Genomic DNA, 24432 nt, shown 5'->3' on the forward strand with positions numbered 1-24432 from the left:
GGCAGAGAGGCAGAACACCTGCTGCCATTCACGCGATAAACTCAGGTTCCGGGAAATATTTAAACTATTCAACCGAGTTGGCATGCTTCCTGCTTTTTGAAGTGAAAGCGGGCAAGAGGTCCGTTTCTATGCATAGGGAGATCGTTCTCTGATGAAGAAAATCGAAGCCATCATCAAACCCTTCAAACTGGATGAGGTGAAAGAGGCACTGCAGGAAGTGGGGCTTCAGGGCATTACAGTGACCGAAGCGAAGGGTTTTGGCCGTCAAAAGGGCCATACCGAATTATATCGCGGTGCTGAGTATGTCGTCGACTTCCTGCCCAAGGTAAAAGTCGAGATCGTCCTGGGCGACGAATCCGTCGAGGCCGCCATCGAGGCGATCCGCAAGGCCGCACAGACTGGCCGTATCGGCGACGGAAAGATCTTTGTATCCAACATTGAAGAAGTTGTGCGTATCCGGACCGGAGAGTCTGGCATCGACGCCATCTGATTCCCAAGCCCCTCCGCTGGCACGTTCGCGCCGGCAACCAGTATCATCGTCGCTGAACAAGGAAAATTGATATGACGACCGCTAAAGATATTCTGAAACAGATCAAGGATAACGACGTAAAATTCCTTGATCTCCGCTTCACTGATCCAAAGGGGAAGCTGCAGCATGTGACGATGGATATTGCTGAAGTTGACGAAGACATGTTTGCCGATGGCGTCATGTTCGACGGCTCTTCCATTGCCGGCTGGAAGGCCATCAATGAGTCCGACATGGTTCTCATGCCAGACACCGATACGGTTCACATGGATCCGTTTTTCGCGCAGTCAACCATGGTTATCCTTTGCGACATTCTCGATCCAATCTCCGGTGAATCCTACAATCGCGATCCGCGCGGCACGGCCAAGAAGGCCGAAGCCTACATGAAGGCAGAAGGCATCGGCGACACCATCTTCGTTGGTCCGGAAGCTGAGTTCTTTGTTTTCGACGACGTCAAGTACAAGGCAGATCCGTACAACACTGGCTTCAAGGTCGACTCTACCGAATTGCCGTCGAATGACGACACGGATTATGAAACAGGCAATCTTGGCCACCGTCCGCGCGTCAAGGGCGGCTACTTTCCGGTCCCGCCAGTCGACAGCGCGCAGGATATGCGTTCGGAAATGCTCACCGTTCTCACGGAAATGGGTGTGCGCGTTGAAAAGCACCATCACGAAGTGGCTGCCGCCCAGCACGAGCTTGGCATCAAGTTCGACGCCCTCACCCGCAACGCCGACAAGATGCTGATTTACAAGTACGTCGTGCACCAGGTCGCCAATGCCTATGGCAAGACGGCGACCTTCATGCCGAAGCCGATTTTTGGTGACAATGGTTCGGGCATGCACGTTCACATGTCGATCTGGAAGGAAGGCAAGCCGACTTTCGCCGGCAACGAATATGCCGGTTTGTCGGAAAGCTGCCTGTTCTTCATCGGCGGCATCATCAAGCATGCCAAGGCTATCAACGCCTTCACAAACCCCTCGACCAACTCCTACAAGCGCCTCGTTCCAGGCTATGAAGCTCCGGTTCTGCTAGCCTACTCGGCACGCAACCGCTCGGCATCCTGCCGCATTCCATTCGGCTCTTCGCCAAAGTCCAAGCGCGTTGAAATCCGCTTCCCGGATCCGACAGCCAACCCTTATCTCGGCTTTGCCGCGATGCTGATGGCCGGTCTCGACGGCATCAAGAACAAGATCCATCCTGGCCAGCCGATGGACAAGGACCTTTATGATCTTCCTGCAAAGGAACTCAAGAAGATTCCGACCGTATGCGGCTCGCTGCGTGAAGCTCTCCAGAGCCTCGACAAGGACCGTGGCTTCCTGAAGGCCGGTGGCGTATTCGATGACGATCAGATCGACTCGTTCATCGAACTGAAGATGGCCGAAGTGATGCGTTTCGAAATGACACCGCATCCGGTCGAATACGACATGTACTACTCGGTCTGATTTGGCCGAGATTCGAAAAAGAACCCCGGTGCGAGCCGGGGTTTTTTTATCCAAGCGCTGTTCGACAAGACAAGAGCGGATTACGAAGCGGAAACAGCTTCCAGCATCTTCACCGCTGCCGTCATCTCGCGTTCACGCACAGCGCGGCGGGCAGCGGCTTCGGCGTCTTCGCCCCAATGCTCGATCGTCCAGTCTTCATCAACGTGCGCCAGCCTCCACGCTTCATCGCCGGAAATCTCGCCTTTGGCGACGGCGAGCGCCATGATTGCCGAGCCGGTCAATGTCGTGATCGTATGCAGCGCGGCAATGGCGAACGGGTCATTGAACTGGCCGAGATGAACACTGAAAGCGCCGAGCGCCTCGCGCGGCTGCTCGACATGCATTACGCCTTCCGCCAATACGAAGCGCGCGCCGAGGTTCAATGCCGCCCAATCGATGAGCGGATCCCAAAGTTCGGTCTGGCGATTGACCAGCCGCTCGGGCGAGCCGGCGCGATAACACAACATGTCGGATGAGGCGAAGCGCAGCACATCCTCCAGCACCGCCTGCGGGTCATTGACAATGCCGTCGATGGCTGTATTCGCCAATCGTGTCGCTGGCATCCGGGCCGGGTCGATTTCCTTGTCCTGTGCCGAGAACTCATCGGCAATCAATTGCGCCGCCGCTCGCGTCGGCAGTGCAAGGGTCTGCCGCGCCGGTGTCTTGACCGCGCGGCCATCCAGCTTGACAGCAAACATGCCCTCATGCTCGGCCACTGCGGCTTCCTTGTAAAAGCGCTTTGGCAAAGGCATTTTCGACTGGATCTGCGCGCGGCGAACAGGATCCGGATCGGAAAGGTCCTGTTTCTTGTCCATATTGAAAAGGTCGTTACGCATCGTGACAGTCCGCTAATTAATTATCTTCGTCGCCGTCGCTCTCATCGAGTCCCAGCAGGTTCCAGGTCTGCACCATATGGGGTGGCAATGGCGCGGTTACATCGATGATGCCGCCCGAAGGGTTGGGAACACGGATCCGGCGAGCATGCAGGTGCAAGCGGTTCTGGATACCGCCCGGGAACGACCAGTTCGTATCCGCTTCGAAATATTTCGGGTCGCCGATGATCGGGCAGCCGATGTGGGCAGCGTGCACGCGCAATTGATGCGTGCGGCCCGTATAGGGTTCCATCTCCAGCCACGTCAGAACCTGTCCGGCGGACTCGATCACACGATAATAGGAGACGGCATGGTCTGAATCCGGTTCGCCGTGCTGGGCAACGCGCATGCGGTCGCCGTCGGGCGTCGTTTCCTTGACCAGCCAAGTGGTGATCTTGTCCTCGCGCTTGCGCGGTATGCCTTTCACCAGGGCCCAATAAGTTTTCTTCGTCTCACGCTCGCGAAAAGCCGCGGTCAGCGCCTGCGCAGCGCCGCGTGTGCGGGCAACCACGAGAACGCCCGACGTGTCGCGGTCGAGCCGGTGAACAAGCCGCGGCTTTTCGCCCTTCTTGTTGCGCCAGGCTTCCAGCATGTCATCGACATGGCGATTGACGCCGGAGCCGCCCTGCACTGCCAGACCCGCCGGCTTGTTGAAAACGAAAACCTTCGGATCTTCATAGAGCAGCATCTGCTTCAGGACATCGCCATCGTCACGGCCGCGAATGCTCTTGCCAGTCAAATGACCTTCAGCCTTCGAATCGACCGGCAGCGGAGGGATGCGGACTGTCTGTCCGGCTTGCAGCCTTGTGTCGGATTTGGCGCGCGATCCATCGATCCTTATCTGGCCGGACCGCAACAATTTCTGCAGATGCCCGAAGCCCAAACCAGGAAAATGTACCTTGAACCAACGGTCGAGGCGCATTTCCGCCTCACCCGTATCGACTGTCTTCTGTTCTACCGCTGCCATCAACTCTGCCTTTTTAGATCAGAGGTGCGAATAGCACTAAGTAGTCATTCTTGCGAGCCATAATCCAAAAAACAGCGCGCCAATGCTCAAGATCACACTCGCCAGCATATAAAAAAGAGCGATTGCGAGTTCACCGCGTTCCCAAAGCACCGCGACATCCAGCGAAAATGACGAAAACGTCGTGAAGCCGCCTAGAATCCCGATGGCTATGAAGAGCCGCAGTTCAGGCGATCCTTCGAAGCGGCGGGCGAGAAGCTCGATAAAAAGGCCCATGAGAAAGCCGCCGATGACATTCACCGCCAGTGTTCCGTACGGGAAGGCCACGCCGAAGACTCGCGCCATCCCGACCCCGACAAGATATCGCGCGACAGATCCGATGGCTCCACCTGAAGCCACAAGTAATATTGCGTTCATTTTACATTCAGCCTGCGCAGTTTATGTTGCCAACTCAAATGGTTGAATCATCACGGGACGTTACGCGACGTAGAAAAATGTTCCACACAGGAACGCGGAACTGGCTTAACTTTAGAGCATTGAATATTGCGGTGCACAAGAGTCTGATGCAGTGTCATTTCTACAGCGTGAGTAGCGGGCCCCAGTAGCGGAGTGGCAAAGTGTCATTGTTAAACATCTATTGGAAATCGCTCCAATATCTCGGCGCTGAGAAGCGCGCGACTGTGTTTATCTGCGCCGTCAACGTCGCCCTGGCATTGACGATGTTGTTCGAGCCGTTGCTTATGGGTCTCGTCATCCAGGCAATTGCCGACAAGTCCGACATCTGGCTCCCGCTTACTCAATTGGCAGCGGTTGGTTTGTTCCACATCGGCGCGAATGTCCTGGTTGCACGCGAGGCCGACCGCCTTGCGCACCGGCGCAAGCTTGCCGTGCTCACGGAGTCTTACAATCGCGTGATCAGCATGCCGCTCTCGTGGCACCACCAGCGTGGCACGTCCAATGCGATGCATACGCTTTTGCGTGCTATCGAGACATTGTTTGGCCTTTGGCTCGAATTCATGCGCACGCATCTCGCGACTGCGGTGGCGCTGGGAGGGCTCATTCCGTTGGCTTTGACGCAAGACTGGCGTCTGGCTTCGGTATTGGGGGTCCTGGGTGTCGTTTACGTCCTCGTGAGCCGCTTTGTCACGGCCAAGACCAAGGACGGTCAGGCCCAGGTCGAGCGCCATCACATTACGGCCTTCAGCCACGTCACAGACTCGATGGGCAATCTCTCCGTATTGCAGAGCTACAATCGTATCGACGAAGAAACGCGCGCGCTGCAGTCCTACGCGAAGCAGCTGCTTGCCGCGCAATACCCTGTGTTGAACTGGTGGGCCTTGGCCGCCGGTATCAATCGCATGGCTTCTACAATCTCCATCCTGGTGGTTCTGGCTCTCGGCGCCCATTTCGTCATGCAAGGTGAAATGCTGGTCGGTCAGGTCGTGTCCTTCATCGGCTTCGCCACACTGCTGATCGGTCGTCTCGACCAGCTCAGTGCGTTCGTCAACCAGATTTTCGCAGCCCGCGCCAAGCTGGAAGACTTCTTCGAGATGGAAGAATCGGCCGCCTACGCGGTCGAGCCGAAGGCCGCGCACGATATCGACAACGTCAGCGGTAACGTCGAGTTCGAGAATGTTTCCTTCGAGTTCGCCAATTCGACACAGGGCCTCAAGAACGTTTCGTTCAAGGCCAAGGCTGGGCAGACCGTCGCCATCGTTGGCCCGACAGGTGCCGGCAAGACGACGCTGATAAATCTCTTGCAGCGTGTGTACGATCCGAAGGAAGGCCGTATTCTGGTCGATGGTATCGATACGCGTACCGTCAGCCGCCGGTCACTGCGCAACGCTATTGCAACCGTGTTCCAGGATGCGGGCATGTTCAACCGCTCGATCGAAGACAATATCCGTGTTGGTCGTCCGAAGGCCAGCGACGAGGACGTGCTTGCCGCGGCCGAAGCCGCCGATGCCAGCGACTTCATTCTCGCCAAGTCTGCCGGCTACGGGACTGTTGTCGGCGAGCGCGGTTCGCAGCTGTCGGGCGGTGAACGCCAGCGCGTCGCCATCGCCCGCGCGATCCTCAAGGATGCGCCGATCCTCGTGCTCGACGAGGCAACCAGTGCACTCGACGTCGAGACGGAAGCACGCGTCAAGGTAGCTGTCGACAAGCTGTGCCAGAACCGCACGACCTTCATCATCGCTCACCGTCTCTCGACTGTCCGCGATGCCGACATCGTGCTCTTCATGGACCAGGGCGAAATCGTCGAGTCCGGCAGCTTCGATGCCCTGGCACGCCAGAACGGCCGCTTCAGTTCGCTGCTCAAGGCGGGTGGCCTGAAGCTCGACGACGATACGGCAAACGTAACGCCCTTCCCGCGCAAGCCGGAAGCTGCTTAACGGACAAACATCACACAAACAAAAGGCCGCTTTTCAGCGGCCTTTTTTATTCCTCACCGCGTTCCCGCCGCAGCTTGTTCCAGTAGTCGATGCGCTTGCGTATCTCGCGTTCGAAGCCGCGTTCCGGCGGATCGTAAAACGTCTGCCGCCCAAGCGCTTCCGGAAAATAATTCTGGCCTGAAAAAGCCTCCGGCTGATCATGGTCGTAGGCATAGCCCTTGCCGTAGCCCTCGCCCTTCATCAGCTTCGTCGGCGCATTGAGGATATGCTTCGGCGGCACGAGCGAGCCGTTTTCCTTGGCCGCACGTGTTGCGGCCTTATAAGCCAGATAGACCGCATTGGATTTCGGCGCGGTGGCGAGATAGACGCAAGCCTGCGCCAGCGCCAGTTCACCCTCCGGCGAGCCCAGATAGTCATAGGCGTCCTTGGCGGCATTGCAGATCACCAGCGCCTGTGGATCGGCCATACCGATGTCCTCGCTTGCCATGCGCACGAGCCGCCGTCCAAGGTAGAGCGGGTCTTCACCCGCATCGAACATCCGGCAAAGGTAATAAAGCGCTGCATCAGGATCGGAACCCCGCACGGATTTATGCAGCGCCGAGATCAGATTGTAGTGACCGTCCTGGCTCTTGTCGTAGACCGGAGCGCGCCGCTGCACGATCTGCTGCACCCGTTCCGCGTCGAAAATCTCTCCATCTCGCGCTGCGCGCCAGACCTCCTCGGCAAGCGTCAGGATCGCCCGGCCGTCACCATCGGCCATGCGCACGAGGCTTGCCCGCGCCTCGTCATTCAGCGGCAGGGCTTTGCCTTCATGACTTTCCGCACGTTCGAGCAGCGCGGTCAGGCTTGCCTCGTCATGCGGATGAAACACCAGCACCCGCGCACGCGACAACAAGGCCGCATTCAATTCAAAAGACGGGTTCTCCGTCGTCGCACCGACAAGAACGATTGTGCCATCCTCCATCACCGGCAAGAACGAATCCTGCTGCGCCCGGTTGAAGCGATGTATTTCGTCGACGAAGAGCAATGTCTGGCGGCCGGACATTTTTCGGGACCGCGCCATGTCGAAGACCTTCTTCAGGTCCGCCACACCGGAGAAGATCGCCGATATCTGTTCGAAGGCCAAATTCGTTTCGTTGGCGAGAAGCCGGGCCACGGTTGTCTTGCCGGTCCCCGGCGGCCCCCAGAAGATCATCGAGCCGAGCGAGCCGGATGCGATCATCCGGGTCAAGGCGCCTTCAGCTCCGGTCAGATGCTCCTGCCCGGTAACCTCGCCCAGCGTTTTTGGCCGCAATCGGTCCGCAAGCGGCCGGCTCCTGTCTGATGCCGGATCGTCATTGACCGAAAACAGGTCAGCCATATTCTCTATTTGCCTCGCTTAGCGAATGATTTGCCGGATTATGGCACCGCCGCGCTCGAATTCGAAGCGCCAAAGCGAAGGATCGCTGGACATCGCCTTACTTAAATCGGCAATCGTATCGATTTCCTGTCCATTGACTCCGCGAATGATATCCCCGGGACGCAAACCTATGCGCGCGGCCGGAGAATTGCGGGTCACCTTGTCCACCGCCACGCCATCCGTGTCCGCTGGCAGCTGCAGCCGGGCGGCGCTGCTTGGCGTCAGCTTGAGGACGAGCGCGCCGGACAGCGGGTTCTTGCCCCCGATCATCAATTGATTGTCCGGAGAGTCGGCGCGGGGCTTTTCGAGCGAAACCGTCACTGTCTTTTCCGCTGCCCGGCTGAGTACACCGAGTTTCACGGCCTTGCCAATTCCGGCTGTCGTCAGGCGGTAGCCAAGCCCGTCGGGATTTTCGATCCGCACATCATCGACCGTTAAGACCACGTCGCCGACGAGAAGCCCGCCCTTCTCGGCGGGGCTCCCCTTCGTGATGTTGGTCACCAATGCGCCATAGGGTTGCTTCATACCCAGACCTTCAGCCACATCGGGTGTCACATTCTGGAAAGTGGCGCCGATATAGGGCCGCTCGAACCTGTCCGCGCCTCCCTTCGCCGTCTCGACAACGGCGCGTACCATATTGGCCGGAATAGCAAAACCGATACCGACCGACCCGCCCGAGCGCGAGAATATAGCCGTGTTGATACCGATGAGCTTGCCATCCATGCCAATCAGCGCGCCACCGGAATTGCCGGGATTGATCGCAGCGTCGGTCTGGATAAAGAAGTCGAAATCCGAGATGCCAACCCGCGTGCGCGCCTGCGCCGAAACGATGCCGCTCGTCACTGTCTGGCCGACACCGAAGGGATTGCCGATGGCGAGCACCAGATCGCCAACCTCGACCCCGTCAGAATCCGCCAATCCCAACGACGGCAATGGCTCGCCCGCGCCGATCTTCAAAATTGCAAGATCGGTCGATTCATCCTTGAGCAGAACCTTCGAGTCGAACTCACGCCCATCGGACAGTGCAACTTTCACCGTATCAGCATTGCGGATCACGTGATTATTGGTGACGATGATCCCGGAAGGATCGGTAATCACGCCTGAACCGAGCGACGATTGCACGCGCGGCGGTGCATTGAATTGTCCGCTACCAAAGAATTGCTCGAAGAAGGGATCACCGGCAAAGGGTGAGCGCGTCTGCACCTCATGTGCCGCATAGACGTTCACCACCGCGCCCGCCGTCTGCTTCACCAGCGGCGCAAAGGAGAGCTGCAACTCACTGCGTGTCGCGGGCAACTGCTTGGTCGTATCCGTTGCTGTTTGCGCATGGAGCGGCATCACCATTCCGGAGAATATGGCGGTACAAAGGAAAAGTGCCCGCGCTGATGCAGCGGCTTTGGAACTCATATCAATCTCCCGGTACGTGATGAATCAATCGAAACTGTCTCGACCAATGTGGTGATTTTGAACCGAGATACCAGCGAAGAAACAAAGCAAATTTGAGACATAAGGTACCAGTTGGAATGTGCATACCACCGACTTCATGCATCGCCATATTTGGGATAATAGTACAACCACAGGTATCTTGAGAAACCGAGGATATGCAAAAAGGCCAGTTCAAGATATTTCCATGCGAAGTTGCAGGTATCGAGGTGGTTGAAGCTGCCACGAACCATGCCTTTCCACGCCATTCGCATGAGCAATATGGAATCGGCGTTATCCACCAAGGGGCGCAGAAATCCTATAGCGGCCGCGGTATGGTGGAGGCGGGTCCCGGCGACGTGATCACCGTCAACCCGGGCGAGGTGCATGACGGCACGCCGATCGGCGATGCCGGACGTTCATGGCGCATGCTCTATTTCGATCCCGCGATCATCAGCCAAGCCATCGACGACATGAATGAAGATGCTCCAAGAACCCGCGAGTTCATCCGGCCTGTGATGAGCAACGCAAATGTCGCGACTGTTTTCCAGCGCCTTTTCTCAGTCATGGCAACTGCCAATTCGCCTGAACTCCAGCGCGAAGAACTCTTGCTGCAGTTGCTCCCCACGATTGTCCGCGAACGCAATCAACAAGACGGTTCAAGCCCGGCGTTTGCAGCAATCGACCGCGCGAGGAATTTGATCGATGATGAGCCGACTTTTCCGGTAACGCTGGCCGAGCTTGCACGGATAAGTGGATTGAGCCGATTTCAGGTTCTGCGCGGTTTTGTCAAAGCAACCGGTTTCACACCACATGCTTATCTCATGCAACGTCGGATCGACTTTGCCCGCCGTCTCATCGCGAATGGATCGCCATTGGCCGATGCAGCTGCGACGAGCGGTTTCGCTGATCAGAGCCACATGACACGCCTATTTGTGCGCAAATATGGCCTCTCTCCCGGCGCCTACGCCGCCGCTTTTGCCTGATTTTCCGCTCCAGCTGCAATCCTGTTCAAGACGGACACCTCCTGATCGGCTTCAGTTCATTCTCTGAGCATGCAGAAGGAGAATAGTTGTGGGCTTCGAATTCCTCATTACTTCGTTGATCATCGTCATCTCGCCCGGTACGGGTGTCGTCTACACCTTGGCGACAGGTCTCGCGCGCGGCGCCCGGGCCAGTGTCGCGGCGGCTTTTGGCTGCACCATCGGCATCATTCCACACATGGCGGCAGCTATCGGAGGGCTGGCTGCGATCCTCCACACAAGCGCCCTCGCCTTCCACACGTTTAAATATGCCGGCGTTGCCTATCTGCTCTATATGGCCTGGAACGCTTTGCGCGAGAATGGCTCACTGAATGTCGACAGCGAAGCCGGAGAAAAATCGCTGATACAGGTGACGATCACCGCGATCCTGATCAATATCCTCAACCCGAAACTATCGATTTTCTTCCTGGCATTCCTGCCGCAATTTGTCAGCGCCACGGAGCCGCATCCGCTCCGGCGAATGCTTGTCCTAAGTGCCGCTTTCATGCTGATGACCTTCGTCGTGTTCGTCGGCTACGGCCTTTTCGCCGCCTCGGTCCGCGATCAGGTCATCTCGCGCCCGCGCATCTTGACATGGATGCGCCGGAGCTTTGCCGGAGCGTTTGTTGCGCTGGGCGTGAAGCTCGCGCTTGCCGATCGGTAATGGGCAGTTCGTAAAAATTGAACGGGCTATTAGTCTAAGGACTAATATTTTGATCGCGAAATCTGGCCTACCTTAAGCAAACTGCAGCGGGGGTTCAGATATGGCAATATTGACGTTGGTTCCATATATGATACCATACTCGGGATGATCAAGGTCAGTAAAACCCTTGAACGGATGCGCAATAATCCACGAGATTGGTCCATCAATGATCTTAAGACATTGGCCAAAAGCAAAGGCATCGATTGGCGGCAGCCCGGAACCAGCCACGTTACGTTCAGTTATCCTGGCCTGATGCCATTGACAGTGCCCTCACATAAACCGGTCAAATCAATCTACGTTTTGCGCTTCCTGGATTTGCTGGATCGTATTGAGGAAGAAAATGGCAACTAAGCACGAAACACTACCGCGTTTTGAAATAAGGCCTTTGACAGAAGAAGAAGGCAGCGGCTATCTTGTAGAATTTCCCGACTATCCCGGATGCATCGCCGACGGCGAAACACCTGAAGCTGCCCTCAGAGAAGGGCGGGATGCCCTTAAATCTTATATTGAGACATTGAAGGAACTGGGTCGAGCAGTGCCCGAGGTCGGCGAAGTATACGGTGGCCAATGGCGGCAGCGCGTACCGAGATCGCTGCACGCGGCCCTTGCCCGCCGCGCTGACCGCGAAGGCGTTTCACTCAATATGCTGGCAACAGCACTGCTCGCCGAAGGGCTCGGTAGAAAAGCTACGTCAGACTAGAAGCCTCTTGCTCAAGCAAGCCAATAGAAAAGGGAGCGTGAGCCCCCTTCTCAGTTCTCAATCCCAGGTCGAAGCGTTGCTTACGCTGCTTCGGCTTCGTTCTCGCGTTCGGCTTCAACGCGGGCCAAATCCTTGGAACCCTTGGCGTTGACATCGCGATCGACGAATTCGACAACTGCGAGCGGTGCATTGTCACCGGTGCGGAAGCCTGCCTTCATGATGCGGATGTAGCCGCCATTGCGCTGGCCATAGCGCGGTGCAAGCGTATCGAACAGCTTGGCTACGAGCTTGGCATCGCGGATGGCCGAAATGGCCTGACGACGAGCGTGCAGATCACCGCGCTTGCCGAGTGTGACAAGCTTTTCAACGATGGGACGAATTTCCTTGGCCTTGGGCAGCGTTGTCACGATCTGCTCATGCTCGATCAGTGATGCAGCCATATTGGCAAACATCGCCTTGCGATGGCTGGCAGTCCGGTTAAGCTTGCGGCCTGAATTACCGTGGCGCATGAGCCTTCTCCTTAGTTTCTCTTTTTCGGGCTCATGGCCCGGGCTTTAAATTCGGGCAGAGCCCGGGTGGTTTATCTTGTCGCAATTCCTGACGGAAAACCGGCGTCCACTTTTCCTGGAATTGCTTAGTACTGGTCTTCGTAACGCTTCGCGAGATCTTCGATGTTCTCTGGCGGCCATGAAGGAACTTCCATACCGAGATGGAGACCCATGGAAGCGAGAACTTCCTTGATTTCGTTCAGCGACTTGCGGCCGAAGTTCGGTGTGCGCAGCATTTCTGCTTCTGTCTTCTGAATGAGATCGCCAATGTAGACGATGTTATCATTCTTCAGGCAGTTTGCCGAGCGAACCGAAAGTTCGAGTTCATCGACCTTCTTGAGCAGTGCAGGGTTGAACGCGAGTTCGGTAACCTGTTCCTGCTGAACTTCCTTCTGCGGCTCGTCGAAGTTGACGAAGATCGCGAGCTGGTCCTGGAGAATACGCGCTGCATAGGCAACGGCATCTTCACCGGAGATCGAACCATCGGTCTCGATCGAGAGGATCAGCTTGTCATAATCGAGAACCTGGCCCTCGCGGGTGTTCTCGATCTTGTAGGATACCTTGCGGACCGGCGAATAAAGGCTATCGACCGGGATCAAGCCGATCGGAGCGTCTTCTGCGCGGTTGCGGTCAGCCGGAACGTAGCCCTTGCCGGTGTTGACGGTGAATTCCATGCGGATTTCAGCGCCCTCATCGAGAGTGCAGATAACGTGATCCGGGTTGAGGATCTCGATATCGCCAACAGTCTGGATATCGCCAGCCGTAACGACGCCCGGGCCTTCCTTGCGGACGACCATACGCTTGGGCCCATCGCTCTCCATGTGGATAGCGATTTCCTTGATGTTGAGGACGATGTCCGTCACATCTTCACGCACGCCGGGGATCGACGAGAATTCATGCAGAACGCCGTCGATCTGTACCGCAGTCACGGCAGCGCCGCGAAGCGAGGACAGGAGCACACGGCGCAAGGCGTTGCCGAGCGTCAAGCCATAGCCGCGTTCCAGCGGCTCAGCGACGACCGTTGCCTTGGTCTTCGAGCCGGAGGTCTGGAACTCGACCTTGTTCGGCTTGATCAATTCTTGCCAGTTCTTCTGGATCATCTATTTTTCCTTCATCCTTGCCTTTACCACCATCCAATCGTGGCATTGAGGCGTGGAAACCCCCACTGGGTTTGAAACCGGGGAGCTGAAAGCCAGCTCTTGCGGCCTATGCTTGTCGCAAATAAAACTATACGCGGCGACGCTTGCGCGGACGGCAGCCATTGTGCGGGATCGGCGTCACATCGCGGATCGATGTAATCGTGAAACCGGCAGCCTGCAGTGCGCGCAGAGCCGATTCACGGCCGGAGCCCGGTCCGCAAACCTCGACTTCGAGCGAGCGCATGCCATGTTCCTGTGCCTTCTTGGCACAATCTTCAGCTGCCATCTGGGCAGCGAAAGGCGTGGACTTGCGTGAGCCCTTGAAGCCCTGTGCACCGGCGGAAGACCAGGCAATCGCATTGCCCTGTGCATCCGTGATGGTGATCATCGTATTGTTGAATGTCGAATTGACGTGGGCAACGCCCGACGAAATATTCTTGCGCTCGCGACGGCGAACGCGCGTGGCTTCTTTGGCCATGGTAGTCCTTTCAGTTGATCTCGACGCCTCCGTATTTCCAGAGGCTACACCGCGGTTTCAGTTAAAGTGCGAAACCAGCACTTGCTCGCCCGAAAAGGCGAAACCGGCGCAGCGAACCGCGCCGGAAAATCTTACTTCTTCTTGCCGGCAATTGCCTTGGCAGGACCCTTGCGGGTACGCGCATTGGTATGCGTGCGCTGACCGCGAACCGGCAGCGAGCGGCGATGACGCAGACCGCGGTAGCAGCCCAGATCCATCAGACGCTTGATGTTCATCGAAACTTCACGGCGCAGATCACCTTCAACATGGTAATCGCGATCGATTGTTTCACGAATCTGCAAGACTTCCGCATCGGTCAACTGATTGACGCGACGCTCTGCAGGAATGCCGACTTTCGCGACGATTTCCTGTGCAAACTTTTGACCAATCCCGTGAATGTACTGAAGCGCGATAACAACGCGCTTGTTCGTCGGGATGTTGACGCCAGCAATACGAGCCACGCCTGTTCTCCTTGTTAACCGGCAGAGCTGGATGGCCAATGCGGCAGCCAGATGACGGGATGAAAATTATATTCGGGGACAAACACAAACGATCAGCCCCGAACCTCTCTTACGGGATCGGCGCCGACCGCTTTATATTCCCAAGCGAATTTGCGCCGTACTTGAAGGAATCGCCGTGAAAAGTCAACTCCTTCGATGAAATTATGTCAGACTTATAAATCCGACAGAATTTTTTCGATCGATGCGGTGACATCGTCCATGTCAGCCATGCCATCGACCTTCCTCAACTTGCCCTTGGCATAGTAGTAGCCAATCAGCGGAGAGGTCTGCTTGTAGTAGGCCTCAAGGCGCGTGCGCACCGTTTCGGCATTGTCATCCGGACGGCGCTTGAATTCCGTCGAACCGCATTTGTCGCAGACACCCGCCACATGCGGCTTCTTGTTGGTGTCATGATATCCGGTGCCGCACTTCGCGCAGGAATAGCGGCCGGATATACGCTCGACGAGGACGTTGTCATCGACTTCCAGCTCGATCACGCAATCGAGTTCTAGACCCTTGTCGGCCAGCATTTGCTCGACCGCGTCTGCCTGGATCAACGTCCTCGGATAACCGTCAAGGATGAACCCGTTGACCGCATCCGGCTGATCGATCCGCTCCGAAACGATTGCATTGACGATCTCGTCGGACACCAGCTTGCCGGCATCCATGACAGCCTTGGCACGCAAACCGACATCGGTTCCGGCCCTCACCGCGTCACGCAGCATGTCCCCCGTGGAGAGCTGCGGTACACCAAATTTTTCTACCAAGCGCTGAGACTGAGTTCCCTTACCTGCCCCCGGTGGTCCGAGAAGTATTAATCTCATCTGTTGCGTTTCCCTCCCCGGAGCTTCGACTTCTTGATCAGCCCTTCATACTGGTGCGCAATCAGATGACCCTGGATCTGTGCAACCGTATCGAGTGTAACGCTCACGACAATCAACAGCGATGTACCGCCGAGATAGAATGGAACGCCGGCCCACGAGATGAGGAACTCAGGCAACATGCAGATGACGACCAGGTAGATAGCACCGAGAACTGTGACACGCGTCAGAACGTAGTCGATATACTCGGCCGTACGTTCGCCGGGGCGAATGCCGGGGATGAAACCCGAATGCTTCTTCAACTGGTCGGCCGTGTCCTTCGGATTGAAGACAAGCGCCGTATAGAAGAAGGCGAAGAAAACGATCATCGCTGCATAGAGCGCCATATAGGCAGGCTGACCGTGACCCAGCGACGACAGGATGGTCGTTGCCCAGGCTGGCATCTGATGGCTCTGCGCGAAGCCGGCAATGGTAGCTGGCAGAAGCAGCAGCGAGGAGGCGAAGATCGGCGGAATAACGCCGGCCGTGTTCAGCTTCAGCGGCAGGTGCGAGGTATCGCCCTGGAACATGCGATTGCCGACCTGACGCTTCGGATACTGGATCAGCAGGCGGCGTTGTGCACGCTCGACGAAAACAATGATGCCGATGACGGCGACCGTCAGAACGATGATCGCAAGGATGATGCCGGTCGATAGCGCACCTGTCCGGCCAAGTTCCAAAGTACCGGAGATAGCCTGCGGCAGATTGGCGACGATGCCGGAGAAGATGATCAGCGAGATACCGTTACCAATGCCGCGCGCGGTAATCTGCTCGCCCAGCCACATCAGGAACATCGTGCCGCCGACAAGCGTGATCACCGTCGAGAACATAAAGAACGGTCCGGGATTGGTAACGATACCCTGACTGCCCTGCAGGCCCGCGGCAATCGCGTAGGCCTGAACCGTTGCCAGAAGCACGGTGCCATAGCGCGTATACTGGTTGATGACCTTGCGGCCCTGCTCGCCATCCTTCTTCAGCTGTTCAAGCGCCGGAACGACCGAAGTCATCAGCTGGACGATGATCGAAGCCGAGATATAGGGCATGATGCCGAGCGCAAAGATCGCCATGCGCTCGACTGCGCCCCCAGCGAACATGTTGAACATGCCGAGGATGCCTTGCGCCTGATTGTTGAAGGCCTGCGCATAGGCGGCAAGGTTGATACCCGGTAGCGGGATGTAGGTTCCGAGCCGGTAGACCAGCAATGCGCCAAGCGTAAACCAGATGCGCTTCTTGAGCTCATCGGCCTTCGAGAAAGCAGAGAAATTGAGATTTGACGCGAGCTGTTCAGCGGCTGAAGCCATTATAGTCTCCGGTCTGTGCCCTTTTGGGGCTCCATCTTGCTACCCGCAACGGGAATCGATGGTCCTACCCAGATATGTGCACTACTGCGCCATGCGTCCATTTGGACGCATAAAGGACGCAGTAGCAGTCAAAGCTACGCATCATATCTGACAAAAAAATCGATTAGCTTTTTTTGTTACATATGATACGGGAAGAAAAGGTACAAGCGGCGATCACGAGGAACGCCGCTTGTATCGTCATTTTTACTCGGCAGCTGCAGGAGCAGCTGGAAGCTTGACGGTACCGCCGGCCTTTTCGATCTTTTCGATCGCAGCCTTGGATGCACCGGCGACCTCGAACGTCACAGCAGTCTTGATCTCGCCATCGGACAAGAGACGGACGCCATCCTTGGCGCGGCGGATGATACCGGCAGCCTTGAGGGTGTCGAGCGTGACCGTTGCCTTGGGATCGAGCTTCTTGGCATCGATAGCAATCTGGATGCGGCCAACCGACACAACGTTGAAGTTCTTCGAGAAGATGTTGGTGAAACCGCGCTTCGGCAAGCGGCGGTAGAGTGGCATCTGTCCGCCTTCGAAACCGTTGATGGCAACGCCCGAACGCGACTTCTGTCCCTTCACACCGCGACCGGCAGTCTTGCCGGAACCGGAACCGATACCACGGCCAACACGCTTGCGTGCCTTGGTGGCGCCTGGATTTTCACTCAGATCATTGAGTTTCATTTGTCTAATCTCCGGTATCAAGCCTCGTCCACAACGCGGACGAGATGTTGAACCTTTGCAATCATGCCGCGAATTGAAGGCGTATCTTCAAGCGTACGGCGGCGATGCATCTTATTGAGGCCCAGGCCGATCAGCGTTGCGCGCTGTTCTGCCGGACGGCGGATAGGGCTGCCGATCTGTTCGACCGTAACCGTCTTACCCTTCTTCTTCTCAACCATGACTTTGTCCTTTAGTCTCTACAGTGAGCAGGAGCCAGTGGCCCTGCCCTGCTGCGCCAATTATGGCCTATTCTTCCGAACCGACCACATCGCGGCGGCGAGCCTGCAGTGTCGAATACTTGATACCGCGCTGGGCAGCGATGTCCTTCGGGTGCATCTGATGCTTCAAGGCATCGAATGTCGCGCGAACCATGTTGTAAGGGTTCGACGAACCGAGCGACTTGGCAACAACGTCCTGTACGCCGAGCGTCTCGAAGACGGCGCGCATAGGACCACCGGCGATGATACCTGTACCAGCTGTGGCTGCACGAAGCAGAACCTTGCCGGCGCCATGACGGCCTTCAACATCGTGATGAAGGGTACGGCCCGAACGCAGCGGCACGAAAATCATTTCGCGCTTGGCAGATTCAGTTGCCTTGCGGATAGCTTCCGGCACTTCGCGTGCCTTGCCATGACCAAAACCAACGCGGCCCTTCTGATCGCCGACAACGACGAGAGCAGCAAAGCCAAAACGCCGGCCGCCCTTGACGACCTTGGCGACGCGGTTGATGTGTACGAGCTTGTCAACGAATTCGCTATCGCGCTCTTCGTTGCGGCCGCGATCTTCGCGGCTTCTCTTTTCCTGTGCCATGCTCCTAATTCCTTTTTCTTTTCCGGTAGCACGAATGATTTTACCGTGCCGTGCATCCACTTGGATCCACATAGGCCGCAGTAACGGTCCTTGTTGCGCAGAATTCCCGCAAACCGTCCGGTTCAGGGGGCTTATGCGCTATCGAAGTCCGGCTTGCAAGAGGCGAGCCCCTGCAGTTCCGGACTTCGAAACTTTTACCCTAAAAACCATCTTAGGGTTATGGTAGCGTTCGGGTCAGGGCGAGCCGAAAATGATGGTTTTCGAGAACCGGAGCGCAGCGTACATTTGGTACGTGAGCACCGGATCGCAGAAAAACGCCATTTGCAGGCCGCCTTGGCGCGAACGGACTAGAAACTAAGTCCTGCTTCGCGGGCTGCTTCCGCAAGTGCCTTGACACGGCCGTGGTAAATGTAGGCACCACGATCGAAGACAACTTCCTTGATGCCGGCTTTAACAGCGCGCTCTGCAACGAGCTTGCCGATCAATGCCGCTGCGTCCGAATCGGCACCGGTCTTCAGCTGGCCCTTGAGATCAGCTTCGAGAGTGGATGCGGATGCAATTGTGTGACCACGCGCATCGTCGATGACCTGCGCATAGATATTCTTCGAAGAACGGTGGACGCTGAGCCGCGGACGGTCACCGGCAACCGCCTTGAGCTGGCGGCGAACACGCGAAGCGCGACGCTGAATGATTTCTTTCGGCGATGCCATGACACGAATTCCTTACTTCTTCTTACCTTCTTTACGAACGATCTTCTCGCCCGCATATTTCACACCCTTGCCCTTGTAAGGCTCCGGGCTCCGATATTCGCGAATCTCGGCTGCGACCTGGCCAACCTGCTGCTTGTCGATACCGGTCACGACGATTTCCGTCGGCTTCGGTACGGCAACAGTGATGCCTTCCGGCACCTTGTAGACAACTTCGTGGCTGAAGCCGAGCGACAGCTGCAGGTTCTTGCCCTGCATTGCCGCACGATAGCCGACGCCGCTGATTTCCAGGCGCTTTTCGAAACCGTCCTTAACACCTGTGAAGATGTTGACGACCATGGTGCGGCTCATGCCCCACTTCGAACGAGCAACCTTGGTGTTGTCACGCGGATTGACGCTGACAGCACCGTCTTCGAACTTGACTACAACATCGTCATTGGCGACGAAGCTGAGTTCACCCTTCGGGCCCTTGGCCTTGATGGTCTGGCCGTCTACGCTGGCTGTTACGCCTTGCGGGACTGCCACTGGTTTTTTACCGATACGAGACATTTTTCAAACCTTTTCAAGCCGGTGCTTAGAATATCCGGCAGAGCAGTTCGCCGCCGACATTCTGTTCACGTGCCTCGTGGTCTGCCATGACGCCCTTCGGCGTCGACAGGATCGAAATACCAAGTCCGTTCGCAACCTGCGGGATCGACTTGACCGAAACGTAAACGCGACGGCCAGGCTTCGAAATACGGGTGATCTCGCGGATCACCGGCACGTTCTCAAAATACTTCAATTCGATTTCGATCTCGGACTTGCCGTTGTCGAAATCAACCTGGCTGTATCCGCGGATATAGCCTTCAGCCTGAAGAACATCCAGAACGCGGGCGCGCAGCTTGGAGGCCGGGGTCGAAACCTTGCCCTTCTTGCGCATGGTTGCGTTACGGATACGGGTCAGCATATCGCCGAGAGGATCTGTCATAGACATCTGTCTTCTCCCTTACCAGCTCGACTTCACGATGCCAGGCACCTGGCCGAGCGAACCCAGCTGGCGCAATGCGATACGCGACATTTTGATCTTGCGGTAATAACCGCGTGGACGGCCCGAAACTTCGCAACGGTTGCGAATACGAACCTTGGCGGAATTGCGTGGCAGCTCTGCCAGCTGGATGGTGGCGCGGAAGCGCTCATCCAGAGGAAGCGACTGATTCATCACGACAGCCTTCAGGCGCGAACGCTTTGCAGCGAAACGCTTTACCAGAAGACCGCGGCGCTTGTTCTTTTCGACTGCGCTCGTCTTTGCCATTTCAAATACCTCGCTACGCTTGCCGTTACTGGCGGAAAGGGAAGTTGAAGGCGCGCAGGAGAGCGCGTGCTTCATCATCCGTTTTTGCAGTCGTACAAACGATGATGTCCATGCCCCAGATCTGATCAACCTTGTCGTAGTTGATTTCCGGGAACACAATGTGCTCCTTGATGCCCATGGCGAAGTTGCCACGACCGTCAAAGCTCTTCGGGTTCAGACCGCGGAAATCTCGAACGCGCGGAAGCGCGATGTTGATCAGGCGATCGATGAATTCATACATGCGCTCTTTGCGAAGAGTGACCTTCGTTCCGATCGGCATATTCTCACGAACCTTGAAGGTTGCGATCGAATTGCGCGCACGGGTAATAACCGCCTTCTGGCCGGCAATCAATGCCAGATCTTCAGCTGCGACAGTTGGCTTCTTGGAGTCGGCAGTTGCCTCGCCCACACCCATGTTGAGAACAACTTTGGTGATGCGCGGGATCTGCATCTCGTTGTCGTATTTGAACTCCTCGAGAAGCGCCTTACGTACCACTTCCTGGTACTGCTTCTTCAGACGGGGTTCGATCTTTGCATCAGCCATCGATCAGATCTCCTGAACGCTTTGCTACACGTACCTTCTTGCCATCTTCGAGGATCTTGAAGCCAACGCGGGTCGGCTTTCCATCCTTGTCGGCGATAGCAATGTTCGACAGATGGAGCGGCGCTTCTTTCGAAATGATGCCGGCTTCCTGGGTCTGTGTCTGCTTCTGGTGACGCTTTACAAGATTAACGCCGCGAACGAGCGCCTGCTCGTCCTTCGGCAAAACTTTGATTACTTCGCCGGTACGGCCCTTGTCCTTACCAGCTAGAACGACAACGCGGTCGCCTTTACGGATCTTCTGCATCGTCTGCTCCTTACAATACTTCTGGAGCCAGCGAGATGATCTTCATGTGGCTCTTTGCGCGGAGTTCGCGCGGAACCGGTCCGAAGATACGGGTGCCGATAGGCTCTTTCTTGTTGTCGATCAGGACAGCAGCGTTCTTGTCGAAACGAATAACGCTACCATCTGCGCGACGGATGTCCTTGGCGGTACGAACAACCACCGCCTTCATCACGTCACCCTTTTTCACGCGGCCGCGCGGAATTGCTTCCTTGATCGAAACGACAATAATGTCGCCGACCGAAGCATATTTCCGCTTCGAACCGCCCAGCACCTTGATGCACATGACACGACGTGCGCCGGAATTATCCGCGACGTCGAGGTTTGTTTGCATCTGAATCATGACTAGCCGCCTTCTTCTTGTTCAACCGGACTGGGCTTTCCTTGCCCCTCGCGATTGCTGCGTCTTACATACAGATCGTTAGTATTAACTTGCGGGGGCGTCGGTTACGACAACCCAGCATTTGTCTTTCGAAATCGGCTTGGATTCCTCGATGGAAACCATATCGCCGACCTTGAACTGGTTGCTCTCATCGTGCGCCTTGTACTTCTTGGACTGGCGCACAGTCTTCTGGAGGAGCGGGTGCGAATAGCGCCGCTCGACCTTGACCACAACGGTCTTGTCGTTTTTGTCGCTCACGACAACGCCCTGCAGAATGCGTTTAGGCATGGTTTTCTTCCTTAAGCCTTGCTCTCGACCGCTTTTTGGCGGGCGACAGTCTTGATGCGCGCAATATCACGGCGGATCTGCCGGACGCGAGCGGTTTTTTCCAACTGGCCGGTTGCCTTCTGGAAGCGCAGGTTGAACTGCTCTTTCTTCAGGGAACCCAACTCTTCATTCAACTGATCGAGGCTCAAGGCCCGAACTTCTGCGGATTTCATGACATCCACCCCTTATTCTGCGATGCGCTGAATAAAGCGCGTCTTGACCGAAAGCTTGGCCGCTCCGAGACGGAGGGCTTCACGAGCAGTTTCTTCCGAAACGCCGTCGAGCTCGAACATGACACGGCCTGGTGCGACACGGGATGCCCAATAGTCAACCGAACCCTTACCTTTACCCATGCGGACTTCAGTAGGCTTCGATGTGACCGGCACATCCGGGAAAATCCGGATCCACACACGACCGGCACGTTTCATGTGACGGGTAATTGCACGGCGAGCGGCTTCGATCTCACGCGCGGTAACGCGGTTCGGCTCGAGGGCCTTCAGGCCGAAAGCACCAAAATTAAGGTCCGTGCCGCCTTTCGATGCGCCGTGGATACGGCCCTTGAACTGCTTGCGGAACTTTGTGCGCTTAGGCTGCAGCATTGTTCTCTACTCCAAAATTCTCGTTTCCGAAAGACGCTATTTAAGCGTTTTCGCGGCGACGGCCCGAACCCTGATGGCTGGCATCACCTTCAACAGCGCGGCGTTCGGAAGCCATTGGATCATGCTCAAGGATTTCGCCCTTGAAGACCCAGACCTTGACGCCGCAAATGCCGTAGGCAGTGTGTGCTTCAGCAGTTCCGTAATCGATATCGGCACGAAGGGTATGCAAAGGCACGCGGCCTTCACGGTACCATTCCATACGCGCAATTTCCGCGCCGCCGAGACGGCCCGAGCAATTGATACGAATGCCTTCTGCACCAAGACGCATTGCCGACTGAACGGCACGCTTCATGGCACGGCGGAAAGCAACACGACGTTCCAGCTGCTGCGCGATCGACTGCGCAACGAGAACTGCGTCTGTTTCCGGCTTGCGGACTTCAACGATATTGAGCGTTGTGTCGCCATTGGTCATTTCTGACAGCTTGCGGCGCAACTTCTCGATATCGGCGCCCTTCTTGCCGATGATCAGACCCGGACGTGCAGCATGGATCGTGACGCGGCACTTCTTGTGCGGACGCTCGATAACCACCTTGGAGATGGCTGCCTGCTTCAGTTCGTCCATCAGATACTTGCGGATCTTCAGGTCTTCATGCAGCAGCTTGCCGTATTCACCGGTGTTCGCGTACCAACGCGAGTCCCAGGTGCGGTTGATGCCGAGGCGGAAGCCAATCGGATTAATCTTCTGGCCCATTATGCGGCCTCCCCTTTTTCCTCAGCTTCGCGAACGACGATCGTGAGATGCGAGAATGGCTTCTCGATCCGGCTCGCACGACCGCGACCACGAACATGGAAGCGCTTCATCACGACTGACTTGCCTACATAGGCTTCAGCAACAACCAGCGTATCAACATCCAGGTCGTGGTTGTTTTCTGCGTTGGCGATAGCCGATTCGAGAGTCTTTTTCACCGTGCCTGCAATGCGCTTGCGCGAAAATTCCAGGTCGGCAAGAGCGGCGTTGACCTTCTTGCCACGGATAAGAGCAGCCACCAGATTAAGCTTCTGAGGGCTGATGCGGAGCGTGCGGGCAACGGCTTTCGCCTCGTTGTCCTTAAGCTGGCGCGGAGCCTTAGCCTTGCCCATCGTTATTTCCTCTTCGCTTTCTTGTCCGCGCCGTGCCCGTAATAGGTACGCGTCGGAGCGAATTCACCAAACTTGTGTCCGATCATCTCTTCGTTGACCGAAACCGGAACATGCTTGTTACCGTTGTACACGCCGAAGGTCAGACCGACGAACTGCGGCAGGATCGTGGAGCGACGGCTCCAGATCTTGATAACTTCACTGCGACCGCCCTCACGTACCTTCTCAGCCTTCTTGAGAAGATAGCCATCGATGAACGGGCCTTTCCAAACTGAACGAGCCATTTCAGACTACCTCTCTTACTTCTTGCGCTGATGACGCGAACGAGCGATGAACTTGTCCGTCGACTTATTGGAGCGCGTCTTCTTGCCCTTCGTGGGTTTGCCCCACGGAGTAACCGGATGACGTCCGCCTGACGTACGGCCTTCACCACCACCGTGGGGGTGATCGACCGGGTTCATGGTAACACCACGATTGTGCGGGCGCTGACCGAGCCAACGGCTGCGACCTGCCTTACCAAGGTTGATGTTGCCATGGTCAGGGTTCGATACCGCACCGACCGTGGCAAAGCACGAACCGTGGACGAGGCGCTGTTCACCTGAGTTCAGGCGAAGGATTGCCATGCCCTGGTCGCGGCCGACGAGCTGTGCATAGGTACCGGCGGAGCGAGCGATCTGACCGCCCTTGCCCGGCTTCATCTCCACATTGTGGATGATGGTGCCGACCGGCATAGCCTGCAGAGGCATCGCATTGCCCGGCTTCACGTCCGTCTGTGCGCCAGCGATAACGCTGTCGCCAACGGCCAGACGCTGCGGCGCCAGGATGTAGCTCAGCTCGCCGTCTTCGTAGCGGATGAGCGCGATGAATGCGGTCCGGTTCGGATCGTATTCAAGCCGCTCGACCTTGGCAGCCACGTCATGCTTGCGACGCTTGAAGTCAACGAAGCGGTATGTGCGCTTGTGCCCGCCACCCTGGAAACGCACGGTAATGCGACCGGTGTTGTTACGACCACCCTTTGACGACAGACCTTCGGTCAAGGCCTTGACAGGCTTGCCCTTGTAAAGCTCCGAACGGTCCACGATGACCAGCTGACGCTGGCTTGGTGTGGTTGGATTATAATGTTTGAGTGCCATTGTCTTTACTCCAC

The 24432-nt window shown here is 56.6% G+C and carries 35 protein-coding genes; 7 read left to right on the forward strand and 28 right to left on the reverse strand.

Going from position 1 to position 24432, the window contains the following annotated elements; all coding sequences use genetic code 11:
* Window positions 1-151 precede the first annotated feature (151 nt).
* Together N8E88_RS28040 and glnA are read left to right on the forward strand one after the other, a co-directional pair.
* Entirely contained in the window at window positions 152-490 is a 339-nt protein-coding gene (locus N8E88_RS28040) for a P-II family nitrogen regulator (RefSeq protein ID WP_008123000.1), read from the forward strand.
* 71 nt (window positions 491-561) lie between these two features.
* Window positions 562-1971: a type I glutamate--ammonia ligase gene (gene glnA, locus N8E88_RS28045; RefSeq protein ID WP_114429396.1), complete on the forward strand. Its 1410-nt coding sequence runs from the start codon at window positions 562-564 to the stop codon at window positions 1969-1971.
* A gap of 80 nt (window positions 1972-2051) precedes the next feature.
* Here the strand turns inward: glnA and N8E88_RS28050 are convergent, their stop codons facing one another.
* From N8E88_RS28050 to crcB, 3 genes are read right to left on the reverse strand one after another with little or no spacing between them, the layout of a single operon-like run.
* On the reverse strand, window positions 2052-2846 hold the full coding sequence (locus N8E88_RS28050; protein ID WP_262293429.1) for an ATP12 family chaperone protein: 795 nt from the start codon (window positions 2844-2846) through the stop codon (window positions 2052-2054).
* A gap of 16 nt (window positions 2847-2862) precedes the next feature.
* On the reverse strand, window positions 2863-3849 hold the full coding sequence (locus tag N8E88_RS28055; protein WP_112526933.1) for an RluA family pseudouridine synthase: 987 nt from the start codon (window positions 3847-3849) through the stop codon (window positions 2863-2865).
* A 36-nt stretch (window positions 3850-3885) separates the two neighbouring features.
* Window positions 3886-4263, reverse strand: a complete 378-nt coding sequence (crcB, locus tag N8E88_RS28060; RefSeq protein ID WP_262293430.1) for a fluoride efflux transporter CrcB — start codon at window positions 4261-4263, stop codon at window positions 3886-3888.
* Window positions 4264-4463: 200 nt separating this feature from the next.
* Here crcB and N8E88_RS28065 point away from each other — a divergent pair, with 200 nt between their 5' ends.
* Window positions 4464-6239: a glucan ABC transporter ATP-binding protein/ permease gene (locus N8E88_RS28065; protein WP_262293431.1), complete on the forward strand. Its 1776-nt coding sequence runs from the start codon at window positions 4464-4466 to the stop codon at window positions 6237-6239.
* A gap of 46 nt (window positions 6240-6285) precedes the next feature.
* Here the strand turns inward: N8E88_RS28065 and N8E88_RS28070 are convergent, their stop codons facing one another.
* Together N8E88_RS28070 and N8E88_RS28075 are read right to left on the reverse strand one after the other, a co-directional pair.
* On the reverse strand, window positions 6286-7599 hold the full coding sequence (locus N8E88_RS28070) for a replication-associated recombination protein A (RefSeq protein ID WP_262293432.1): 1314 nt from the start codon (window positions 7597-7599) through the stop codon (window positions 6286-6288).
* An 18-nt stretch (window positions 7600-7617) separates the two neighbouring features.
* The gene (locus N8E88_RS28075) at window positions 7618-9045 is read right to left on the reverse strand and encodes a DegQ family serine endoprotease (protein WP_410010627.1); all 1428 of its coding nucleotides are present in this window, start codon (window positions 9043-9045) and stop codon (window positions 7618-7620) included.
* Window positions 9046-9239: 194 nt separating this feature from the next.
* Between N8E88_RS28075 and N8E88_RS28080 the strand changes: the two genes are divergently transcribed.
* The 4 genes from N8E88_RS28080 to N8E88_RS28095 all read left to right on the forward strand — a co-directional run bounded on the left by N8E88_RS28080 (window position 9240) and on the right by N8E88_RS28095 (window position 11485).
* On the forward strand, window positions 9240-10046 hold the full coding sequence (locus N8E88_RS28080; RefSeq protein ID WP_262293433.1) for an AraC family transcriptional regulator: 807 nt from the start codon (window positions 9240-9242) through the stop codon (window positions 10044-10046).
* 88 nt (window positions 10047-10134) lie between these two features.
* Complete coding sequence (locus N8E88_RS28085) at window positions 10135-10746, forward strand: LysE family translocator (RefSeq protein WP_262293434.1); 612 nt, start codon at window positions 10135-10137, stop codon at window positions 10744-10746.
* A 144-nt stretch (window positions 10747-10890) separates the two neighbouring features.
* Window positions 10891-11136, forward strand: a complete 246-nt coding sequence (locus N8E88_RS28090) for a hypothetical protein (RefSeq protein WP_262293435.1) — start codon at window positions 10891-10893, stop codon at window positions 11134-11136.
* Entirely contained in the window at window positions 11126-11485 is a 360-nt protein-coding gene (locus N8E88_RS28095; RefSeq protein ID WP_262293436.1) for a type II toxin-antitoxin system HicB family antitoxin, read from the forward strand. Before N8E88_RS28090 ends, N8E88_RS28095 begins: the two co-directional genes overlap by 11 nt.
* Before the next feature lie 80 nt (window positions 11486-11565).
* On the opposite strand, the gene rplQ is transcribed toward N8E88_RS28095, so the two are convergent.
* From rplQ to rplB, 23 genes are all read right to left on the reverse strand, one after another.
* Complete coding sequence (gene rplQ, locus N8E88_RS28100; RefSeq protein WP_262293437.1) at window positions 11566-11994, reverse strand: 50S ribosomal protein L17; 429 nt, start codon at window positions 11992-11994, stop codon at window positions 11566-11568.
* A gap of 125 nt (window positions 11995-12119) precedes the next feature.
* Window positions 12120-13133, reverse strand: coding sequence for a DNA-directed RNA polymerase subunit alpha (locus N8E88_RS28105; RefSeq protein WP_106716793.1), 1014 nt, complete (start codon window positions 13131-13133; stop codon window positions 12120-12122).
* 127 nt (window positions 13134-13260) lie between these two features.
* Window positions 13261-13650 carry a 30S ribosomal protein S11 gene (gene rpsK, locus N8E88_RS28110; RefSeq protein ID WP_008124952.1) on the reverse strand — a complete coding sequence of 130 codons (390 nt, stop codon included), beginning with the start codon at window positions 13648-13650 and terminating at the stop codon, window positions 13261-13263.
* Window positions 13651-13781: 131 nt separating this feature from the next.
* On the reverse strand, window positions 13782-14150 hold the full coding sequence (gene rpsM / locus N8E88_RS28115) for a 30S ribosomal protein S13 (RefSeq protein ID WP_091876975.1): 369 nt from the start codon (window positions 14148-14150) through the stop codon (window positions 13782-13784).
* Window positions 14151-14362: 212 nt separating this feature from the next.
* Window positions 14363-15013 (reverse strand): adenylate kinase, encoded by a 651-nt coding sequence (locus N8E88_RS28120; protein ID WP_262293438.1) that lies wholly within the window; start codon window positions 15011-15013, stop codon window positions 14363-14365.
* Window positions 15010-16350 carry a preprotein translocase subunit SecY gene (gene secY, locus N8E88_RS28125; protein WP_262293439.1) on the reverse strand — a complete coding sequence of 447 codons (1341 nt, stop codon included), beginning with the start codon at window positions 16348-16350 and terminating at the stop codon, window positions 15010-15012. Before secY ends, N8E88_RS28120 begins: the two co-directional genes overlap by 4 nt.
* 243 nt (window positions 16351-16593) lie before the next feature.
* The gene (gene rplO / locus N8E88_RS28130) at window positions 16594-17070 is read right to left on the reverse strand and encodes a 50S ribosomal protein L15 (RefSeq protein WP_262293440.1); all 477 of its coding nucleotides are present in this window, start codon (window positions 17068-17070) and stop codon (window positions 16594-16596) included.
* 17 nt (window positions 17071-17087) lie between these two features.
* Window positions 17088-17288 carry a 50S ribosomal protein L30 gene (gene rpmD, locus N8E88_RS28135; RefSeq protein WP_106663217.1) on the reverse strand — a complete coding sequence of 67 codons (201 nt, stop codon included), beginning with the start codon at window positions 17286-17288 and terminating at the stop codon, window positions 17088-17090.
* Between the two features lie 67 nt (window positions 17289-17355).
* Window positions 17356-17919: a 30S ribosomal protein S5 gene (gene rpsE, locus N8E88_RS28140; RefSeq protein ID WP_091922984.1), complete on the reverse strand. Its 564-nt coding sequence runs from the start codon at window positions 17917-17919 to the stop codon at window positions 17356-17358.
* A 347-nt stretch (window positions 17920-18266) separates the two neighbouring features.
* Window positions 18267-18629, reverse strand: coding sequence for a 50S ribosomal protein L18 (gene rplR, locus N8E88_RS28145; RefSeq protein ID WP_106716799.1), 363 nt, complete (start codon window positions 18627-18629; stop codon window positions 18267-18269).
* Between the two features lie 12 nt (window positions 18630-18641).
* Entirely contained in the window at window positions 18642-19175 is a 534-nt protein-coding gene (rplF, locus tag N8E88_RS28150) for a 50S ribosomal protein L6 (RefSeq protein ID WP_112526911.1), read from the reverse strand.
* Window positions 19176-19200: 25 nt separating this feature from the next.
* Entirely contained in the window at window positions 19201-19599 is a 399-nt protein-coding gene (rpsH, locus tag N8E88_RS28155; RefSeq protein WP_106716801.1) for a 30S ribosomal protein S8, read from the reverse strand.
* Window positions 19600-19611: 12 nt separating this feature from the next.
* Window positions 19612-19917, reverse strand: coding sequence for a 30S ribosomal protein S14 (rpsN, locus tag N8E88_RS28160; protein WP_106716802.1), 306 nt, complete (start codon window positions 19915-19917; stop codon window positions 19612-19614).
* A gap of 25 nt (window positions 19918-19942) precedes the next feature.
* The gene (rplE, locus tag N8E88_RS28165) at window positions 19943-20500 is read right to left on the reverse strand and encodes a 50S ribosomal protein L5 (protein ID WP_106716803.1); all 558 of its coding nucleotides are present in this window, start codon (window positions 20498-20500) and stop codon (window positions 19943-19945) included.
* Window positions 20493-20804, reverse strand: a complete 312-nt coding sequence (gene rplX, locus N8E88_RS28170; RefSeq protein ID WP_106716804.1) for a 50S ribosomal protein L24 — start codon at window positions 20802-20804, stop codon at window positions 20493-20495. The genes rplE and rplX overlap by 8 nt, the downstream gene beginning before the upstream one ends.
* 10 nt (window positions 20805-20814) lie before the next feature.
* Complete coding sequence (gene rplN / locus N8E88_RS28175) at window positions 20815-21183, reverse strand: 50S ribosomal protein L14 (protein WP_008124924.1); 369 nt, start codon at window positions 21181-21183, stop codon at window positions 20815-20817.
* 84 nt (window positions 21184-21267) lie between these two features.
* Window positions 21268-21510, reverse strand: coding sequence for a 30S ribosomal protein S17 (gene rpsQ, locus N8E88_RS28180; protein ID WP_106716805.1), 243 nt, complete (start codon window positions 21508-21510; stop codon window positions 21268-21270).
* Window positions 21511-21521: 11 nt separating this feature from the next.
* Window positions 21522-21722: a 50S ribosomal protein L29 gene (gene rpmC, locus N8E88_RS28185; protein WP_008124920.1), complete on the reverse strand. Its 201-nt coding sequence runs from the start codon at window positions 21720-21722 to the stop codon at window positions 21522-21524.
* Window positions 21723-21734: 12 nt separating this feature from the next.
* Entirely contained in the window at window positions 21735-22148 is a 414-nt protein-coding gene (gene rplP, locus N8E88_RS28190) for a 50S ribosomal protein L16 (RefSeq protein WP_106716806.1), read from the reverse strand.
* A 40-nt stretch (window positions 22149-22188) separates the two neighbouring features.
* Window positions 22189-22899 carry a 30S ribosomal protein S3 gene (rpsC, locus tag N8E88_RS28195; protein ID WP_112526905.1) on the reverse strand — a complete coding sequence of 237 codons (711 nt, stop codon included), beginning with the start codon at window positions 22897-22899 and terminating at the stop codon, window positions 22189-22191.
* Window positions 22899-23288 (reverse strand): 50S ribosomal protein L22, encoded by a 390-nt coding sequence (gene rplV / locus N8E88_RS28200; RefSeq protein WP_112526903.1) that lies wholly within the window; start codon window positions 23286-23288, stop codon window positions 22899-22901. The genes rpsC and rplV overlap by 1 nt, the downstream gene beginning before the upstream one ends.
* A 2-nt stretch (window positions 23289-23290) precedes the next feature.
* Window positions 23291-23569 (reverse strand): 30S ribosomal protein S19, encoded by a 279-nt coding sequence (gene rpsS / locus N8E88_RS28205; protein WP_008124912.1) that lies wholly within the window; start codon window positions 23567-23569, stop codon window positions 23291-23293.
* Between the two features lie 15 nt (window positions 23570-23584).
* Entirely contained in the window at window positions 23585-24418 is an 834-nt protein-coding gene (gene rplB / locus N8E88_RS28210; protein WP_106716809.1) for a 50S ribosomal protein L2, read from the reverse strand.
* Window positions 24419-24432 lie beyond the last annotated feature (14 nt).

The organism is Phyllobacterium zundukense (assembly GCF_025452195.1).
Taxonomy (GTDB): Bacteria; Pseudomonadota; Alphaproteobacteria; order Rhizobiales; family Rhizobiaceae; genus Phyllobacterium; species Phyllobacterium zundukense_A.

Excerpts from the sequence above, each read along its gene's own strand:
- N8E88_RS28040 (WP_008123000.1), top strand. The coding sequence starts at position 152 with ATGAAGAAAATCGAAGCCATCATCAAACCCTTCAAACTGGATGAGGTG.
- glnA (WP_114429396.1), top strand. The coding sequence starts at position 562 with ATGACGACCGCTAAAGATATTCTGAAACAGATCAAGGATAACGACGTA.
- N8E88_RS28050 (WP_262293429.1), bottom strand. The coding sequence starts at position 2,846 with ATGCGTAACGACCTTTTCAATATGGACAAGAAACAGGACCTTTCCGAT.
- N8E88_RS28055 (WP_112526933.1), bottom strand. The coding sequence starts at position 3,849 with ATGGCAGCGGTAGAACAGAAGACAGTCGATACGGGTGAGGCGGAAATG.
- crcB (WP_262293430.1), bottom strand. The coding sequence starts at position 4,263 with ATGAACGCAATATTACTTGTGGCTTCAGGTGGAGCCATCGGATCTGTC.
- N8E88_RS28070 (WP_262293432.1), bottom strand. The coding sequence starts at position 7,599 with ATGGCTGACCTGTTTTCGGTCAATGACGATCCGGCATCAGACAGGAGC.
- N8E88_RS28075 (WP_410010627.1), bottom strand. The coding sequence starts at position 9,045 with ATGAGTTCCAAAGCCGCTGCATCAGCGCGGGCACTTTTCCTTTGTACC.
- N8E88_RS28080 (WP_262293433.1), top strand. The coding sequence starts at position 9,240 with ATGCAAAAAGGCCAGTTCAAGATATTTCCATGCGAAGTTGCAGGTATC.
- N8E88_RS28090 (WP_262293435.1), top strand. The coding sequence starts at position 10,891 with ATGATCAAGGTCAGTAAAACCCTTGAACGGATGCGCAATAATCCACGA.
- N8E88_RS28095 (WP_262293436.1), top strand. The coding sequence starts at position 11,126 with ATGGCAACTAAGCACGAAACACTACCGCGTTTTGAAATAAGGCCTTTG.
- rplQ (WP_262293437.1), bottom strand. The coding sequence starts at position 11,994 with ATGCGCCACGGTAATTCAGGCCGCAAGCTTAACCGGACTGCCAGCCAT.
- N8E88_RS28105 (WP_106716793.1), bottom strand. The coding sequence starts at position 13,133 with ATGATCCAGAAGAACTGGCAAGAATTGATCAAGCCGAACAAGGTCGAG.
- rpsK (WP_008124952.1), bottom strand. The coding sequence starts at position 13,650 with ATGGCCAAAGAAGCCACGCGCGTTCGCCGTCGCGAGCGCAAGAATATT.
- N8E88_RS28120 (WP_262293438.1), bottom strand. The coding sequence starts at position 15,013 with ATGAGATTAATACTTCTCGGACCACCGGGGGCAGGTAAGGGAACTCAG.
- secY (WP_262293439.1), bottom strand. The coding sequence starts at position 16,350 with ATGGCTTCAGCCGCTGAACAGCTCGCGTCAAATCTCAATTTCTCTGCT.
- rplO (WP_262293440.1), bottom strand. The coding sequence starts at position 17,070 with ATGAAACTCAATGATCTGAGTGAAAATCCAGGCGCCACCAAGGCACGC.
- rpmD (WP_106663217.1), bottom strand. The coding sequence starts at position 17,288 with ATGGTTGAGAAGAAGAAGGGTAAGACGGTTACGGTCGAACAGATCGGC.
- rpsE (WP_091922984.1), bottom strand. The coding sequence starts at position 17,919 with ATGGCACAGGAAAAGAGAAGCCGCGAAGATCGCGGCCGCAACGAAGAG.
- rplR (WP_106716799.1), bottom strand. The coding sequence starts at position 18,629 with ATGGCATCGCCGAAAGAAATCATTCAGCGTCGCGCTTCGCGTGTTCGC.
- rplF (WP_112526911.1), bottom strand. The coding sequence starts at position 19,175 with ATGTCTCGTATCGGTAAAAAACCAGTGGCAGTCCCGCAAGGCGTAACA.
- rpsH (WP_106716801.1), bottom strand. The coding sequence starts at position 19,599 with ATGTCTATGACAGATCCTCTCGGCGATATGCTGACCCGTATCCGTAAC.
- rpsN (WP_106716802.1), bottom strand. The coding sequence starts at position 19,917 with ATGGCAAAGACGAGCGCAGTCGAAAAGAACAAGCGCCGCGGTCTTCTG.
- rplE (WP_106716803.1), bottom strand. The coding sequence starts at position 20,500 with ATGGCTGATGCAAAGATCGAACCCCGTCTGAAGAAGCAGTACCAGGAA.
- rplX (WP_106716804.1), bottom strand. The coding sequence starts at position 20,804 with ATGCAGAAGATCCGTAAAGGCGACCGCGTTGTCGTTCTAGCTGGTAAG.
- rplN (WP_008124924.1), bottom strand. The coding sequence starts at position 21,183 with ATGATTCAGATGCAAACAAACCTCGACGTCGCGGATAATTCCGGCGCA.
- rpsQ (WP_106716805.1), bottom strand. The coding sequence starts at position 21,510 with ATGCCTAAACGCATTCTGCAGGGCGTTGTCGTGAGCGACAAAAACGAC.
- rpmC (WP_008124920.1), bottom strand. The coding sequence starts at position 21,722 with ATGAAATCCGCAGAAGTTCGGGCCTTGAGCCTCGATCAGTTGAATGAA.
- rplP (WP_106716806.1), bottom strand. The coding sequence starts at position 22,148 with ATGCTGCAGCCTAAGCGCACAAAGTTCCGCAAGCAGTTCAAGGGCCGT.
- rpsC (WP_112526905.1), bottom strand. The coding sequence starts at position 22,899 with ATGGGCCAGAAGATTAATCCGATTGGCTTCCGCCTCGGCATCAACCGC.
- rplV (WP_112526903.1), bottom strand. The coding sequence starts at position 23,288 with ATGGGCAAGGCTAAGGCTCCGCGCCAGCTTAAGGACAACGAGGCGAAA.
- rpsS (WP_008124912.1), bottom strand. The coding sequence starts at position 23,569 with ATGGCTCGTTCAGTTTGGAAAGGCCCGTTCATCGATGGCTATCTTCTC.
- rplB (WP_106716809.1), bottom strand. The coding sequence starts at position 24,418 with ATGGCACTCAAACATTATAATCCAACCACACCAAGCCAGCGTCAGCTG.